Raw genomic sequence first — 16,076 nt, 5'->3', positions numbered from 1 at the left:
TGACTATTATTAGTAACTAATATCACCAACCAAACTAAAAAAAGCCTACAATTGATTGTAGGCTTTTTGCATTGAGTATTAATTACTGAGTGCTGAGTGCTTATATGATGATTGGTTATATGTCTTTATAAGCTATTCAAAATATTGAAAATTTGGACTGTTAAAAACAGTTGGATTGATCAGCTTTTAAAGATTAGATAATAAAACCTCTTTAACTTTTACCACCACAAGCATAAAACATCAAATAACAGGCATAAAAAAACGAACCCGAAGGTTCGTTTTTTTATTCATCTTGCTCTAAATGTCTATAAAGACAGATTAGATAGCAACGATGTTATGAGCTTGTGGACCTTTTTGACCTTGAGTTACAGTGAACTCAACTTCTTGGCCTTCAGCTAAAGTTTTGAAGCCTGAACCAGTGATTTCGCTGTAATGAGCAAAAACGTCTGCGCCGCTTTCTGGAGCGATAAAACCAAAGCCTTTAGCTTCGTTGAACCACTTAACTGTACCTTTCATAGTATCTGACATAATGATAACCCTAATTTCTAATTTATTAATGGTCTAGTGACCGGTAACGCTTGCAAATAGCTACTGAACGATAAATATTAAAACGAAGGATTATAACTAATACTACGAGGTAATGATTTGGTGCAGAACTGCTCTTAAGCTTGGGTACATTATAAGGGGGGTCTGCTACTATCGCAAGTCTTATCTGATATTTCGTGTAACAGAAGCCCAATAGTCAGGTTATTTATCGTATTAACTGCAACTTAGCTCATCTTTTATAGCCATAATTTACCCGTTATTTTGCATTGGGTAGCCTGAATAAATATATCGCAACTCCAGTACACACGGTGGCTACCAGCCAAGCCACCCATATTATATCGGCAGGCAGTTGAAAAAATAACATGGCCGTGGAGATCGCCATCATAATAGTAGCAATAAACTTGGCATATAACGGTACAGCATGATTATTTTCCCAATCTCGGACAAATTTACCAAAATACTTATGATTAATCAGCCAAAAGTGAAACCGTCGTGAGCTACGCGCCCAGCAACCTGCGGCTAGTAAGATAAAAGGCGCAGTTGGCATGACAGGCAGTAATATACCAATGATACCCAAGGCAAAGAACAGCCAGCCTGCGCCAAGCAGCATCCAACGCACTGTTGGGCTTTTGGATTGATTGGTCTTGGGTCGATGATAAAAAGCGTTTTTTATTTGAGTCATAAAAGTGGTATCAATAGGTGGTAAGCTTAGATCATCAATAGGCTTAAGTAGATAATAGGTTTAGATAGTAAGGACTACCTATATAAGCTATCAAAGATAAAGAAGTTAATAGCTCAGTTCAAGACCGATTTTGCATGGTTTTGCTTCTACTGGGTATGTTTGCTTAGTAATTGAGTAAATAACCACAATCAACTATTTAAGTACCATTTTCTTTAACATGGTAATTAATATCATGTTGAGACAAATAAAATATAGCATTCGCTCTATTTTAAGTGATGGCACTCTTATTTTTAAAACAAATAAATCAGATAAAAAAACCGCTCACAGTTCAAGTTGTGAGCGGTTTTTCTTATTTAATTAATGATACTTAGTGGTTAGATTCTAAACCAATATTAACGCTAGTAAGGCAAATATCAAAAAATAGCCAAAGACAGCCATAATCGCGTACATGGTTTTGATATCTTTGCCATTAATCTGCATGGTAGATAATGTATTGCCAAGCTTCAAAATGGAGATGGTATAAAAATAGAAGGCTAATAACAGCAGCACCATACTAATGGTAAATATGGCGATAGAAGACAGTGCGCCAAAAAAGACAACCGTACCAGGAAACAACGCCTCGCCCTTGATAATTAAAACCAAAAGTACGATAGCGACACCCGACGCAGAGGCATGGAAAAATATAATATCGTGCCACGTTGCATCCGGTCGATAAAAACTGGATTCAATAGCGAGCCTATCACTACTGAGCGCTTCTGGCATAGAACCGTTATCACGGATTAATTTATGACCTTTTATATTACTCATAGCAATAAGAAAGGTAAAAAACGACAGGGCGATCCAAAAAATGACATACATATTTATCTTTATCATAGTAATTATTCCTAAACCTAGAGAAACTTGATTTAAAAATATCTCGTGTATTACAAGATTCGATATAATATTTTGTGTTTATTTTTTTATTGATACAGTTTTATACAGTCTCAAAACTTATAGCAAGTTATGCGCCTATATTTATCTTAGCAGCCCTACTACTTTTGTTTGTAAAAAAGTGCTCTTCTAAGCGGCTTTATTGTAGCAACGCTAAGAGTTGTGCTTATTGTTTATATATTTATGCGATAAAAATTAAAGGGTCATAACGATTGATAGTTATGACCCTCTATATATGTGATTAAGTATAAATGCGTTAGGCGTTAAAAATACAGTTCAAAGTTGAAGCTGCATGGTTGTGCTATTAACACGTAGCTTGTTTAGCAGCTCGGTAAATATGGCTCGTCATTCACTATCATTTAGCAGGATAGCTTTCCCAGTAATCTGCGATTGCTTTTGGAAAACAGTATTTTTTTGGCATCACTGTAATGGCAATAGGTACTAATATAGATTTGGTCACACCGCCAATACTGTTACAAGTGGCATCGGTAGGTACGTCATAATAAATCACGCGCAAGGTATTCTGCGGACATAGGTCTGAACATTGAAAGGATTTGACCACTGCAATACCGTTATGCACGCCGATGATTCTCTGCTGCGCGCCTTCGGTTGGTGCTGATTCTTTTTGCTGGGCAGCTCGAATGAGATCAGCATCTGTTAAGATGTTTTCATTGGTAGGCAGTGAAACGCAAGCGCTTAGACTTAAAAACAAAGCACTTAAAGTGAGGGCTTTTGTAGTTGATGTTGTTTTCACAGTGAACATGGCGGTTACTCCTCAGTTATGATGTTATCAATCCAATCTTACGAGCTTCTTTTAGCCAGCTTGGAAACTCTTCTAGCATATTCTCATACAAAGCTTCTTCACTGATATCGTCCAAATCATCTAATTCAAAAAAGTCGCAATTATCAATCACGCGCCCTGTCATGTCGTCCAGTTTTTTTAGGATGCCATAACCACGACCACCCAAGCCTACAAACTGCCAAAATATCGGTAGTTTCGCCGCTTCCGTCATGACTCTCGTGATACCGCGATTGTCATTCACCCCGCCATCACTGATAAATAGCACGTATATAGGCACATCTAAGCCGTTTTTTTGATAAAATTCAGTGACGGCTTTCATGACCTCTGCTTCGTTATTGATGCGCGGGCCAAGTGCCCATTTGCGCCAGCCGCCATGAGCGTTGTCAATGAAACCGTCATAGTTGCTCAGTCCAATCTCACCCAAATACTGCGGATCTCGAGCAAACGCCCAGCAGTCTAACGCTTGGTCGTCATCGAAGCTCACTGCCAATGGCAATAGGCGGTTGACCACTTCTTGCACGCGGCCTTTTTTGTACTGTCTGTTCATTGAGCCTGAGGCATCTAACACCAACGCTACCTTTGCAGTTAATTGCTGCAATTGACGCTTCTCAAGCGATATCGTGGCTTTTTTGGCCAGATTGACCAATTTGGGTGCTTTGTCTAGCATGACCTTTTCTAACGATGGTTTTGCTTGCACTGGCTTTGCGGTCGGCTCGAGTACTTGTGGGCTACTCTCTTCTACATCGCCACCGAAATGCTGCACGATGGCGGCAAGTCCACCATTGAAGCCTTGCGCGACATTAGATATTCGCCAAACGCCACTCTTACGATAAAGCTGCATCAGCATACTGGCTTGCTGCTGGGCAAAGTCTGCTGCTTGATATTCTGCCTGTACCTTTTGTGACTGCTGCCAAATGCCAATCTCTAATGATTGAATTTGATTCAGCGGCGTGTCGGCTGATAACACAAAAAACAAGCTGTCTATATTAGTCGCCAGTTTGGATAAATTCACCTCAAACTCGGCTTGGATGCCTTTATTCGCCGTTGGCTGCGATTCGTAATGGGTGAGCTTGATTTGCCCGCATGGTGAGGTTGGCTGATTGTAAAACACCATGTAATCATCATTGATCAGTTTGCCCGCTGCGTCTAAGGCAAAGCAGCTGCTGTCCATCTCTATTGGGCTTTGACGAGTGAATTTAAGCGTGATGGGTGCAGTATCGTCAATAGCAAGGTTGCTTAAAGGCGCGCGTTGTCCGATGGTAAGATGATTCATGGTGTTCCTTAACGTTGGGTATTTCTTTTGACTGCTATGATTATCTGCCAAATTAATATAGCAAACCAGATATAGAAAAATAAGCTTATGAACTCAATTCCATTTCTATCTTTGATAAACAATCTAAATGGAAGTATATTTACTGCAAATTCATTAAAAAAACTTGATATCGCATCAAACCATTTCCATGACATAAAATAATCGTGACTCTCAAAATACCACTTATTCCATAAAGTTATTACTGTATATACAATAACCGAGATAATTAAAATGGAAATTGGTCTGACATAATTCTCACCAAATTCAGAAATAAAGTTGTTAACGTTGAAGACCCATCTAGCCCTTCTGGACTCTTCGTAAACCTTATCTTTTTTATATTTCTTAATTTTCACGTCTTTATTATTTTCTTTTATATTTCTAAGATATTGAATTTTCATGACTTTTATGTGATTAATTTCTTTCTTATAAGCCTTCATTTCCTCAGCAAAGAATTTATTTGCTTCAAGCTTATTACCAACATCATCAAAAGACTGCTTTATTATTCTAAAAGTCTCTCTATCAGTATCTTCCGTATTTATTTTAGTGTTCAAAAAATTAGGTTCTTGCTTTAAATTTGCTTTTGAAAAACTTAAACCTGAATTAAATTTTGTATCCCTAAAATTAGAAAAGTCTTTAAAAGTAGTATATATAAACTCCGTCTTATTTTCATTTTTCCCATTACCAAATACCACTTGCTCAAAGGCAGCGAATTCCTCAAAAATACTTTTATAGAATCTAGCTTTTATAAATGAACTTTTATATACATCAAAGATTCCTTTTACATTTGAATCTTCAAAGTTAAAATCATTTATTATACAATTTTTCAATTCAAATTTTTTATTGAATTTAGTTCCTTCAATCAACAAGATATTTATACTAAAAATATCTTTTATATTATCTAATAAATTCATATATTCTTTATTATACTTATCTATATTTTTATTTACTATCTCTTTTTCATAATCTATATTCATAAAGTTAAGTTTGAAATTACTTTCAAACTCGCAATTTAACATACTAATCTTATTGAAATAATATCTTTTTTTATAATCTAATAATATCTTCTTACATTTATCATCGCTGCATTTTTTATCCAAACCTTCCAACATGTCAGATATATTTATAAAAATACTATTGATTTTTATTTTTTCAATATTTATATCTTTATTAAAAACACAATCATGAAATAAGTTATAGCATATATAATTATAATCACCGTCATTATTTATGTTTACATTTTTTTCAAATATACAATTAAAGTATCTATATTTATCTTCAAATACATCCAATTTAAGCTCATTTTTTTCCACTTCGCTTCTATCAATATAGATAAAATCTGCTTTCAAATTCAAAATTTCGTCAAAAGTACAGTTAGAGTAGTATTTAAAATGCCTATTACTTATCATTTCGCTATTAAATGAGCAGTTAGTAAAATATACTTTTTTAAACTTATCTATTATATAGCTAAAATTTTCTAAAATATTATCTTCTACTTTAGAGAACTCTATGTTCTCTATGTACAACACACTATTGCTGATAATATTTATTATATCGTCTTTATCGTGAAATTTATTAAACTTCAAATCATCTAAAGTAACGAGCTTTAAAACATCAAAATCCTTTTCATTTTCTAAACCATTGAGACATCTCACCTTTTCCAGTAAATAATCGATAAATAGATCGGAAGAATTTATAATATGAAGATCTACGTCCTGATTTTTGACCTCTTCACTGGAAAGCTGCAAGGCACATTTATTAAAATTTTCAGATACCTGATTGTCACAGCGCTCAAAATCACTTTCCATATATATTTACCTTGATAAATATCAAAATTGAAGATAATAGCACACAAATATTCAGTTTTTATCAGACCTAAGGATTAGTTAAAGAACTAACCAGTAGACAATAAAAAACGCCATCACAAATGTGACAGCGTTTTTTATTACTATAGATATTTACGCTTTATTTACAACGCCTTTAACTGCTCCATCTGCGCTGTCATCGCCGTCAACTGGCCTTCTAGCTCAGCCAGTTTCGCTTTCTCAGCATCGACCACTTCTACAGGCGCTTTACTGACAAAGCCTTCATTGCCTAGCTTACGCGCGATACCTTCAGCTTGACCTTTCAACTTATCATATGACTTACCCAAACGTGCTAGCTCAGCCGTAGGATCGATCAGACCTTTCATCGGTACGAGTACCCGTAGCTGCCCGATCATACTTGATGATGACAATGGCACTTCATCACCTTCTTTAACGATCTCTAAGCTCTCAACTTTGGCAAGCGCTTTAAACTGATTTTTGATACGTGATAGACGCGTGTCTTCCGCTGCCGAGATATTTTGTAGCAGCACTGGTAGACGTACCGCATTGCCGAGTTTCATCTCACCACGGATATTACGCACGCTCGCGATCAGCTCTTGTAGCCATGCCATATCCGATTCGGTTTGCTCACTGATTTGGGCAGTATCGGTTTGTGGATAGGCGGCAATCACGATGCTATCAGTATCTTTACGATTCAATAGCGGCGCGATGGTCTGCCAGATCTGCTCGGTCAGATACGGCATGATCGGATGGCTAAAGCGCAGCGCGGTCTCAAGCACATGCAGCAGCACGTAGCGGATCTGTGCTTTACGCTCGCTTGATACCGAGTCATCATTGAGGCTGGCTTTGGCAAGCTCAACATACCAATCACAGTATTCATTCCAGATAAATTCATAGATATCATGACTGACCATATCGAGGCGATATTGGTCAAAATGCTGATGAATATTGGTAATGGTCGAGTTGAGACGACTCATAATCCATTTTTCTGGTAATTCCCAAACGTCAGAATTGGCGCTTTGATCGATGGCTTGTGCGTTACCCTCTTTATCGACACAGTTCATGAGGACAAAACGGCTGGCGTTCCAAATTTTATTACAGAAATTACGATAGCCTTCGACACGTTTTAGATCAAAGTTGATATCGCGACCGGTACTGGCAAGCGAGGTAAAGGTAAAGCGCAGCGCATCCGTACCAAAGGCAGGGATGCCTTCGGGAAACTCTTTACGGGTTTGCTTTTCAATTTTTGCCGCGTCTTTAGGGTTCATCATATTGCTGGTGCGTTTTTCTACTAATGCTTCTAGCTCGATACCGTCGATGATGTCGATAGGGTCAAGGACGTTACCTTTTGACTTAGACATTTTTTGACCATTACCATCACGTACTAAGCCATGCACATAAACGGTCTTAAACGGCACTTGCGGCGTACCATCTTCATTTTTCACAAAGTGCATGGTCATCATAATCATGCGCGCAACCCAAAAGAAAATAATGTCAAAGCCAGTAACCAACACGCTAGTTGGATGGAAGGTTTCCATTACACGTGGATCGGCATTCACATCAGCCCAATCAAGGGTGCTAAATGTCCATAAACCAGAGCTAAACCACGTATCAAGGACATCATCGTCTTGGCGTAACTTTACATCAGCAGCGAGATTATATTTGCTACGCACCTCTGCTTCATCACGGGCGACATAGATGTTACCTTCTTCGTCATACCAAGCTGGAATACGATGACCCCACCACAGTTGACGGCTGATACACCAGTCTTGAATGCCATTCATCCATGCCATATACATGTTTTTATATTGCGCAGGAACAAATTCAATTTGACCGTCTTCAACCGCAGCAATCGCAGGCTTAGCCAGCTCTTTAACGGCAACATACCATTGATCGGTTAACCACGGCTCAACGATAGCGCCGCCACGCTCAGCGCGCGGTGCTTTTAGCGCATAGTCTTCGATTTCTTCTAACCAACCTTGCTCACCAGCTTGCTCCACAAGGAATTTACGCGCAGCAAAACGCTCAAGTCCTGCATAGTCGGCAGGCGTGGTCTCAAGATTTGGTTCGCGCGTTTGTAGGTTAGGGTACACTTCCATCGCTGGCAGAATGTGCGCATGAGCATCCAAGATATTAATCAGTGGTAATTCATGACGACGACCAAGCTCATAGTCATTAAAGTCATGCGCCGGAGTAATTTTTACACAACCCGTACCAAAATCGATATCAACATAGTCATCAGCAAGGATAGGTACGATACGACCTGTAATCGGTAAGGTAATGGTTTTGCCAATAAGATGCGCGTAACGCTCGTCTTTTGGATTGACCGCCACTGCCGTATCACCAAGCAAGGTTTCAGGACGCGTGGTGGCTACGACTAGGTAATTTTTGCCATCTTGCGTAGTGATATCTTTATCAGTGAAATGATAGCGAAAATGCCACAAGCTGCCTTTCTCATCAACGTTTTCAACTTCTAAGTCAGATAGCGCGGTTTGGAACTTTGGATCCCAGTTTACCAAACGCTTACCACGGTAAATTAAACCATCATCAAACAGACGCACGAATACTTCTTTAACCGCATTGGACAAGCCATCATCCATAGTAAAGCGCTCACGCGACCAATCGACTGAGCTGCCCAAACGACGAATCTGACGAGTAATATTGCCGCCCGATTCTTCTTTCCATTCCCATACTTTATCAATGAAATCTTCACGGCTCATATCACGGCGCTTGATACCTTCCGCTTCTAGGCGACGCTCAACCACCATTTGCGTTGCGATACCTGCGTGATCCGTTCCCGGTTGCCACAGGGTATTGTCACCATCCATACGATGATAACGAGTCAGCGCATCCATAATGGCATTATTAAAGCCATGACCCATGTGCAGCGAGCCAGTGACGTTTGGTGGTGGCAAAGCAATAGAAAACGATTCTTCTTTATCAAAAGTTGGCTGAAAATAACCGCTTTCTTCCCAACCTTGATACATGCCCGCTTCAACTTCCGCAGGATTATAGGCGTTCTCAAGTTGGCTTAGCGCGGCTTGAATAGAAGTGGTTAGATTGGTTTTGCTGCTTGCAATATTATTGGGATTAGTTGTGCTCATAAGAAAAGGGTCTTTTGTTAATAATGAATGTGGTCAAGCAATACTAGAAATAGCAGATAAAATAGTTAGTAGGACGATTTTAACGCAGATGGCAGTATTTTGTTAGATGCTAAGGCAATTTAGCCGTTTTGAAAATTTTTAGTAACCAAATAAGCACTTATAAAACCCTTAATCGGCTAAATACTCAACATAGTGAGCCATGGTCATACTATAAAATAGAAATATGCCATCGAAAATATAGCTTATATTTTCATCTCAACATCATAATCTGATAAATAGCGAGATGACCATGTCTCAAGAAAATGACCGTAAAAGTAATGACTATAAAAACACTGACTCTAAAAATAACAATCGTAAAAGCAGTAACCATAAAAACCATGCTCAGGCTGACCATCTAGACGACGAACGCTCCAATGATGTGGCGAATACGACCGAGCATACGGAGTACACAGAACACTTAGACGATGATGATTTTTCAGAAGATATTAGCAAGGAAGACAAAGCCTCTATTAAAGAGATTGCGAGTGATGACAATCTTAGCGCGCCCAAAAGCTACGCCAGTATTTTAGTTGAGCAAGTTATCGACGCCAAAGAAACCTTTAACCGCTCACTAGGCTCGTTATTTACCAGTGCCTTTACCGCAGGGCTCGAGATTGGTATCAGCTTATTTGTGATTTTGTCTGCTTTTGCCTTACTAAGCGAAGTAATGCCGCGCGAATATGCCATGGTACTCGCTTCGCTATTATACCCACTCGGTTTTATTATCGTGGTCATCGGTCAATCATTATTATTCACTGAGCAGACTTCCCTGTTAAGCTAGCCTGTGCTTAATAAAATCGAACCCTTACATAAGTTGCTACGATTATGGGGCATTGTTATTGCTGGAAATATCGTCGGCGGTTGTCTGTTTGCGGCATTGATGATAGGTTTGGGGCTTAATATGCAGCTGTTTACCACCGCTGATATTGATGCTTATGCGCAGCATGTTTTAGGGTTTAAATGGTGGGTGATATTCGGCAGTTCAGTATTAGCGGGTTGGATGATGGGCGTTGCTGCGTGGCTTGTAACCTCAGCGCGCGACACGCTTAGCCGTATTGTACTCGTCACCTTGATTACTGGCAGCATTGGATTTTTGGGCTTACATCATAGTATTGTTGGTAATATTGAGGTATTTTCTGCGTTGATGTATGGCAATACGGTGAGCTTACCTACCTACTTATGGTTTTTAGCGGTGGTTCTAGTTGGCAATACTATAGGTGGAGTGGTGTTTGTTGCGGTACTTAAAAACCGGACGTTTTTGTTTGATATGGCAAAGGTAAAAGAGGAAGCTGAAACGCGTGAAAGAAAAAGAATAAGCTAACGCGGATAAATAGCTGAATACATTCCAGTATTTATGTTAACTTCATTTTAATTTAAATAGTTATTTACGTTTTTCAGTGCTAATAACTGCGGTTCCGTAAGCAATGGCTTCGACCATACTGCCCATTTGGTTGATATTACTAACTTCAAAGCGCAGTCCATAAATATGGTTATAGCCTTTTGCTTGCGCTTGGGTACGTAGACGCACTACCGCTTCGCGGCGAGCTCGCTCAAGCAAAGTCTCATAGGTGGTTAGATTTTTACCAAAGATACTCAACACTTTGGCAATCACCATCTTAAAATAATCTTGGGCAATGACCACACTCCCAAGTACCAGCTCGCCTTGGCTATCAGCCACAAGTTCTGGTTGATAAAAGCGTTCCGTCGAGACAATAATATGATTTAACTCAGCTTCGGCAATTGCTAGTCTTGCCAAATGCTGACGCTCATGTCGCGCCCCAAAAAACCAGCCAACTATAAATAAAACCAGTAATGGTGCATAGTTGATCAGCATTTGGCTAACCGATTGATTCATGACCACTCTCTTATCTTAAATAATCTAGACCTTGCATCACTTGCTTTATCTACTTCAAAAAGACGAGGAACAAGACATAACGCGCAAGGTGTATTGAGCTAAAAGGTTAGCCAAAAGGATTAAATCTTGGTAAGTCTTCAGCGGTACTCTGAGACGGTTGCGGTGTTTGAGATGCTGTTGGCTCAGTGGACATATAAGACAATTGAGGTTGTGACGGTGGCTGATAAGGTGGCTGCTGTTGCAAGCGTACTACTTTGACCGCTGTGCCGTATACGAACAATTCAGCAGCACCTTGCGCGATACTCGAAGTAGAAAAACGCAGTCCTACCACCGCATCTGCGCCCAACGCTTCCGCCTTAACAATCATACGGTCAACGGCTTCTTGTCGTGATTCTTCTAACAGTTCTGTATAAGCGGTCAGCTCTCCACCAACGATATTCTTGATACCCGCAAACAAATCTTTACCGACGTGCTTTGAGCGCACCGTACTACCGTACACGACGTCCAAGCGCTCGATGATTTGATAGTTGGGTAAGTGCTCAAGGTTCGAGAGTTGGATAGCCATGGTGTCCCCTTATGATTGACAGAAAAAAGCTGTAAATGACCGCGCTTATCTTCTAGTCATTGGTATGGAACAATAAGAACAGCTCGGTTAAATTACCTTCGATACTGTTTGCCATTTGCGCCATTTTATCTTGATCTTTACGCATCTGGGCAAGCTCAGGATCTTCATCATCAATACCGCTTAATACAATCATCGGCAAGGTTAATACGGCAACATCTTCTGCGGTTTCTTCATTTTCAAACCAGTCACTGGCTTCATCGGCATACATCGAATCAACAAATCCAATAGACCACGCCACAATGTCTGACTCATCAGAGAAATCTACGGCAATTTCTTCATCACCGGCATCTTCACCAAATGGCAGCTCAATAGGCGTCTCGTTCTTTAGCTCAGCGATGATTGACTCGCGCCAGCGCTGGATACCGTCGATAACGTTCGCTGGTACGTCTTTTGCATGACCTTCAAACAGGGCATCCAACCAATTAGGAAGCGGACGTCCAATCACGGTGGCTGTTAAAAAACCATGGGTCGCAATACTATCCAAAATGTAGTCTTCATCAGCACTGTCTAAAAAATCTGCTAATGCGTCTAAGCTTAATGGGTTACTCATGGGCTGTGTCCTTAAGTCGATAGAATATTTATTCATATACTAGTCATAGAGCCAGTAATCATAGAAATAGTAGTCATATAACTAACCGCTCTATAGCAATCATATAGGAATAAAATGATTATAGTGTGAAAATGATATTGATAATTGAGTCTGAGACAGAATGCTGAGAATATAAAAAGTAAAGATAAATATGCCCTATACCATCAGCTCATACATGACTTGCGCTTGTATACCGCTGTTATTTATAAATCGTCATCTTCCCAATCGTCATCGTCGTCTTCATCAAAGTTATCGATGTCATCTAGCTCGTCTTTTAGCTCTTTTGCTAAGCGTTTTTCTTCTAATAGATTATCGATTAAGCGGCGCTTCTCTAAGCTGCTTAGGCGTGTACGAACGCTGGTTTCTGCCTCTTCAACCATTTTGGCATCATCATCATCAGCAAATTCACCATCAAAATCATCATCGATATCAGTATCACTCATGACCAACTCCTAAACTTGTGCAAAAAATTAAAATAGTGGGATACATACATGCCTTATAAAGTCTCTGTTCTCTGTTGTCAATCATTTTCATTGTTTGATTCGCGTTAGAGTATTTTTACAAGGTAATTATTGTCTGCATTATTTAGTTTAAACTTGGTTTATACGCTGCTTAATTATGGTTTGATGACCGCGCAATTATTACAGTCGTCATAATTTTTTATATTTAGCTACCGCCCATTAGTACGGCATCACGGACATCAGCAAGACGCTCCATCATGGCAGCATTACCGCCATCGAATACCGCACATTCACGCTCATATACAGTGGTTGGGCGCTTGATGTTTTGCACTTGCACATGGTTGCCAATTTGCTTAAGACCAGCATTCGGTACTAATATCAGCAATTGTTCTTTTCTACCGACGGTTTTTAGCAGCTGTTTCATCGCCACTTCTTGGTCGCTGACCCCAGCTTTTGCAGGCAGGGCAAAGCGTGACAGCTCGATATGTTTATCATGAATAATTTTATTAAGCATCAGGTACAGCTTGGCAAGCATAACGCCAGCCAGCGCCACTTTGGCGTGACTGCCATTTGCTTTAAGTACGGCGCATGCGCCATGCTCATCAAAAACGGGGCTGTTGACCGCACTCACGCCTGACAATAACGGCTGCTTTAACAACTCTGTTAATGCTTGATTTAACAGCTGAGTACACAGCGCTAAATAAGGAGTACGCATCTCAGGCGTTAAGCGTTCAAGCATACGATATTCATCATGGAACATAATCTGCACGCTGACACTATCAAAAGCCCGAGTAGCTGATAATTTGGCGACTTTTGGCATCACGGCGTTATCACCATCTATCTTATCGTAAGGGGTATCGCTGCTACTGGCAGTGCTATTGCGAATAAACGAGGGCACGTTTTGGTCATGGGCGTGCTGCGTTTGTAGATAATTATCAACCTCACTATGAACCGCTTGCCCTTCTCCAAAGGTGGTGTGACTCAAGCGACCGTTAATGATACTGTCATCATCGGCATTTGTGCCAGTGACTGGGCTACGACGGCGAAAATTATCAATATCGCGGCTAAGCGCATTGATTTGCTCTTTGGTAGGACGCGCAATATAACCATAAGCAACCCACAACAGCAGATGAAAAATCAGCGAGCCAATCACAAATGGCCATTGCATGGCAATGATCTCGCCCTTACTGATGTCCTTTAGGGTCAGCGCCACGCTACCGATGACCGCATCGCCATCGGTGGCGATTTGAGTCAGGGTAATGCCTTTCTGCATTGGCGCGTTGCCCACCGGCACCAGCACTTCGCCTTTACCATCTTTAATAACCAAACTTGCGATGTCCTGCTCGCTGGTATAACGATTGGCAATCACGCTGAGGCTGACGCGGTCTTTATTCTCTAAAGACAGGCGCGACTCATCAAGCAACTGGGTGATGGTTTGCTCGCCTTTTTGCTCGCGATTTTTGGTCAATTGTTGGTCGGTGCTAATCACCAACAGCAGAGTTTGCAAACAAAAACTGACCAAAACAATAATGGCAAACAGCCCTTGCCGCGGCGCTAAATACGTCATGATATCAGAAACTTTTTTGAATAGAGGAAGTTAAAAAATGAAATAGGGCTCATTTTCTGGAAAACAAATCATTGATACGCGTTATACAAATAGGCGTCATCAGCCTAACATTATTATTGCTAACCGTATTCATAAAATCAGTATCGGCACTATAATCGGTATCGGCGCTATTAATAACCTGCAATAGCTATTGCAGGCTGCGCTACTATAGCATTATCACGCTCGCTATAAATACGCTTATGAAGTCCGTACTAGGTTTATCAATAAAGACGGCAAGAGACGCGCTTATCATACCGCTTTTAGCTGCCGTTTTTTAATTTAATGCACACTAATTCTATAATAAAGAAGCGTATGTAGAGGAAATAACCCTAAAAAATACTTCACCGCCCGTCTATAGTCGGGGCAGAGTAAAACTGCTATTATTCCCAATCTTATCTGCGCATACAAGGGACAATTGAGCCATGCCAAAAAATACGCCGTACTCGTTACCAAAAGACAGCAAAGCATGGCAACAAGCCGTTGACTCTGTTGCCAGCTTATTACCTGAAGATATCAATCTCCATGATTTTGACGCTTTACAACCGCTTCCAGTGTTTGCCTTAATCGTGGTCTTGCCGGCGCATGTCTCAGCGCTCGATATTCACCATTACGTGCAGTCATGGGTCGATAAGCAGCCTAATTGGCATCTGGTGACCGTGGCTGAAGATAAAGAAGCAACCTTTGTTGATATCGAAATTGATACCAATTTAGCTAATACGAATGCAGCCAATACTGAGGCAGATACCCTTACTGCCCCGAAGCCACCGTTTATCCCTGCACAAGTGTTCCGCTATTTATTAGTGCCTGTCACCGCTACTATGATGCATCCGGCTAAAAAAACCGCTGCGGCGCATATGATTGATGAGCAATTAACCACCAGCCTACGCCGTGATTTGGCAGCAGATTATAATAATAACCATCCTGACGCCAAAGACGTGGCGGTTGACAGTCAAAGTCTGGTCGATTGTCATATTTTATCCATCGGTCAAATGCTGCGAACCCATAAGATGGTTTGTTTTGACATGGATTCTACCTTAATAGAGCAAGAAGTTATCGTTGAGCTGGGTAAAGTGGCGGGCGTTGGCGAACAAGTAGAAAGTATTACTGAAGCTGCCATGCGCGGCGAGATCGATTTTGATGACTCATTTGCTCAGCGTGTAGCGCTATTAAAAGGCGTGCCAACCACGGTACTTGATGAGATTTGCGCGCGCTTAACCTTGTCAGTTGGTGCACGCACGACCATCAGCGCCTTTAAAACGTTAGGCTATCATACCGTGCTCGCATCTGGCGGCTTTACTTATTTTGCCCGCTATATTGCTGAGCAATTAGGTATTGATGAAGTTCATGCCAACCACTTGGATATTGAAGATGGCATCGTGACCGGTCATGTGCAAACCCCTATTTTAAATGGTGGCAAAAAAGCGACCATCGTAGCGCAAGCAGCTGAACGCTTAGGGCTTGATATGGCAGAAGTGGTCTGCGTTGGTGATGGTGCCAATGATTTACCAATGATGGCACTGGCTGATTTGGGCGTGGCTTATAAAGCCAAACCTATCGTACAAGCGCGCGCTGATGCCGCAGTGAATGTCACAGGTCTTGAAGGCGTATTATATGCGCTCGGCTACCCTGCGCTAACCACTATACAATAAAACAGTTTACTGATATTTATTTAGCGCTTGTTTTATTATCTTTTTTAAAAGTA

General features: G+C 40.7%; 13 protein-coding genes and 1 pseudogene. 2 read left to right on the top strand and 12 right to left on the bottom strand.

The genetic code is table 11. The features are described from left to right. Positions 1-318 precede the first annotated feature (318 nt). The 7 genes from AAEY78_RS02130 to AAEY78_RS02100 all read right to left on the bottom strand — a co-directional run bounded on the left by AAEY78_RS02130 (position 319) and on the right by AAEY78_RS02100 (position 9,199). The gene (locus AAEY78_RS02130; protein WP_062533834.1) at positions 319-528 is read right to left on the bottom strand and encodes a cold-shock protein; all 210 of its coding nucleotides are present in this window, start codon (positions 526-528) and stop codon (positions 319-321) included. Between the two features lie 274 nt (positions 529-802). Then, complete coding sequence (locus AAEY78_RS02125; protein WP_352336922.1) at positions 803-1,228, bottom strand: YbaN family protein; 426 nt, start codon at positions 1,226-1,228, stop codon at positions 803-805. A 381-nt stretch (positions 1,229-1,609) separates the two neighbouring features. Continuing rightward, on the bottom strand, positions 1,610-2,101 hold the full coding sequence (locus AAEY78_RS02120) for a hypothetical protein (RefSeq protein WP_352336920.1): 492 nt from the start codon (positions 2,099-2,101) through the stop codon (positions 1,610-1,612). Positions 2,102-2,513: 412 nt separating this feature from the next. After that, positions 2,514-2,921 (bottom strand): hypothetical protein, encoded by a 408-nt coding sequence (locus AAEY78_RS02115; RefSeq protein WP_352336918.1) that lies wholly within the window; start codon positions 2,919-2,921, stop codon positions 2,514-2,516. A gap of 16 nt (positions 2,922-2,937) precedes the next feature. Continuing rightward, a complete protein-coding gene (locus AAEY78_RS02110) occupies positions 2,938-4,233 on the bottom strand; it encodes a VWA domain-containing protein (RefSeq protein WP_352336916.1) in 1,296 nt (431 codons plus the stop codon). A gap of 8 nt (positions 4,234-4,241) precedes the next feature. After that, a complete protein-coding gene (locus AAEY78_RS02105; protein WP_352336914.1) occupies positions 4,242-6,077 on the bottom strand; it encodes a hypothetical protein in 1,836 nt (611 codons plus the stop codon). A gap of 161 nt (positions 6,078-6,238) precedes the next feature. Next, complete coding sequence (locus AAEY78_RS02100) at positions 6,239-9,199, bottom strand: valine--tRNA ligase (RefSeq protein ID WP_352336913.1); 2,961 nt, start codon at positions 9,197-9,199, stop codon at positions 6,239-6,241. Between the two features lie 283 nt (positions 9,200-9,482). Between AAEY78_RS02100 and AAEY78_RS02095 the strand changes: the two are divergent. Further along, positions 9,483-10,559 (top strand): annotated as a pseudogene (locus AAEY78_RS02095) (formate/nitrite transporter family protein). Between the two features lie 60 nt (positions 10,560-10,619). Here AAEY78_RS02095 and AAEY78_RS02090 read toward each other — a convergent pair. The 5 genes from AAEY78_RS02090 to AAEY78_RS02070 form a co-directional block, all read right to left on the bottom strand. Further along, positions 10,620-11,093, bottom strand: coding sequence for a YbjQ family protein (locus tag AAEY78_RS02090; RefSeq protein ID WP_352336911.1), 474 nt, complete (start codon positions 11,091-11,093; stop codon positions 10,620-10,622). A 106-nt stretch (positions 11,094-11,199) separates the two neighbouring features. Continuing rightward, the gene (locus tag AAEY78_RS02085) at positions 11,200-11,658 is read right to left on the bottom strand and encodes a YbjQ family protein (protein ID WP_502943612.1); all 459 of its coding nucleotides are present in this window, start codon (positions 11,656-11,658) and stop codon (positions 11,200-11,202) included. Positions 11,659-11,710: 52 nt separating this feature from the next. Beyond that, positions 11,711-12,268, bottom strand: coding sequence for a UPF0149 family protein (locus tag AAEY78_RS02080; RefSeq protein ID WP_352336909.1), 558 nt, complete (start codon positions 12,266-12,268; stop codon positions 11,711-11,713). A gap of 242 nt (positions 12,269-12,510) precedes the next feature. Next, positions 12,511-12,750 carry a PA3496 family putative envelope integrity protein gene (locus AAEY78_RS02075; protein ID WP_352336908.1) on the bottom strand — a complete coding sequence of 80 codons (240 nt, stop codon included), beginning with the start codon at positions 12,748-12,750 and terminating at the stop codon, positions 12,511-12,513. Positions 12,751-12,973: 223 nt separating this feature from the next. Continuing rightward, positions 12,974-14,335 (bottom strand): hypothetical protein, encoded by a 1,362-nt coding sequence (locus tag AAEY78_RS02070; protein ID WP_352336906.1) that lies wholly within the window; start codon positions 14,333-14,335, stop codon positions 12,974-12,976. A gap of 461 nt (positions 14,336-14,796) precedes the next feature. Between AAEY78_RS02070 and serB the strand changes: the two genes are divergently transcribed. Next, on the top strand, positions 14,797-16,023 hold the full coding sequence (gene serB, locus AAEY78_RS02065; RefSeq protein WP_352336904.1) for a phosphoserine phosphatase SerB: 1,227 nt from the start codon (positions 14,797-14,799) through the stop codon (positions 16,021-16,023). Positions 16,024-16,076: the final 53 nt, after the last annotated feature.

The sequence above is a fragment of the Psychrobacter sp. 16-MNA-CIBAN-0192 genome (genome assembly GCF_040309565.1).
In the GTDB taxonomy this organism is placed as follows: domain Bacteria; phylum Pseudomonadota; class Gammaproteobacteria; order Pseudomonadales; family Moraxellaceae; genus Psychrobacter.
This window is presented reverse-complemented; position numbering and strand designations above follow the sequence as displayed.

Excerpts from the sequence above, each read along its gene's own strand:
- AAEY78_RS02130 (WP_062533834.1), bottom strand. The coding sequence starts at position 528 with ATGTCAGATACTATGAAAGGTACAGTTAAGTGGTTCAACGAAGCTAAA.
- AAEY78_RS02125 (WP_352336922.1), bottom strand. The coding sequence starts at position 1,228 with ATGACTCAAATAAAAAACGCTTTTTATCATCGACCCAAGACCAATCAA.
- AAEY78_RS02120 (WP_352336920.1), bottom strand. The coding sequence starts at position 2,101 with ATGATAAAGATAAATATGTATGTCATTTTTTGGATCGCCCTGTCGTTT.
- AAEY78_RS02115 (WP_352336918.1), bottom strand. The coding sequence starts at position 2,921 with ATGTTCACTGTGAAAACAACATCAACTACAAAAGCCCTCACTTTAAGT.
- AAEY78_RS02110 (WP_352336916.1), bottom strand. The coding sequence starts at position 4,233 with ATGAATCATCTTACCATCGGACAACGCGCGCCTTTAAGCAACCTTGCT.
- AAEY78_RS02105 (WP_352336914.1), bottom strand. The coding sequence starts at position 6,077 with ATGGAAAGTGATTTTGAGCGCTGTGACAATCAGGTATCTGAAAATTTT.
- AAEY78_RS02100 (WP_352336913.1), bottom strand. The coding sequence starts at position 9,199 with ATGAGCACAACTAATCCCAATAATATTGCAAGCAGCAAAACCAATCTA.
- AAEY78_RS02090 (WP_352336911.1), bottom strand. The coding sequence starts at position 11,093 with ATGAATCAATCGGTTAGCCAAATGCTGATCAACTATGCACCATTACTG.
- AAEY78_RS02085 (WP_502943612.1), bottom strand. The coding sequence starts at position 11,658 with ATGGCTATCCAACTCTCGAACCTTGAGCACTTACCCAACTATCAAATC.
- AAEY78_RS02080 (WP_352336909.1), bottom strand. The coding sequence starts at position 12,268 with ATGAGTAACCCATTAAGCTTAGACGCATTAGCAGATTTTTTAGACAGT.
- AAEY78_RS02075 (WP_352336908.1), bottom strand. The coding sequence starts at position 12,750 with ATGAGTGATACTGATATCGATGATGATTTTGATGGTGAATTTGCTGAT.
- AAEY78_RS02070 (WP_352336906.1), bottom strand. The coding sequence starts at position 14,335 with ATGACGTATTTAGCGCCGCGGCAAGGGCTGTTTGCCATTATTGTTTTG.
- serB (WP_352336904.1), top strand. The coding sequence starts at position 14,797 with ATGCCAAAAAATACGCCGTACTCGTTACCAAAAGACAGCAAAGCATGG.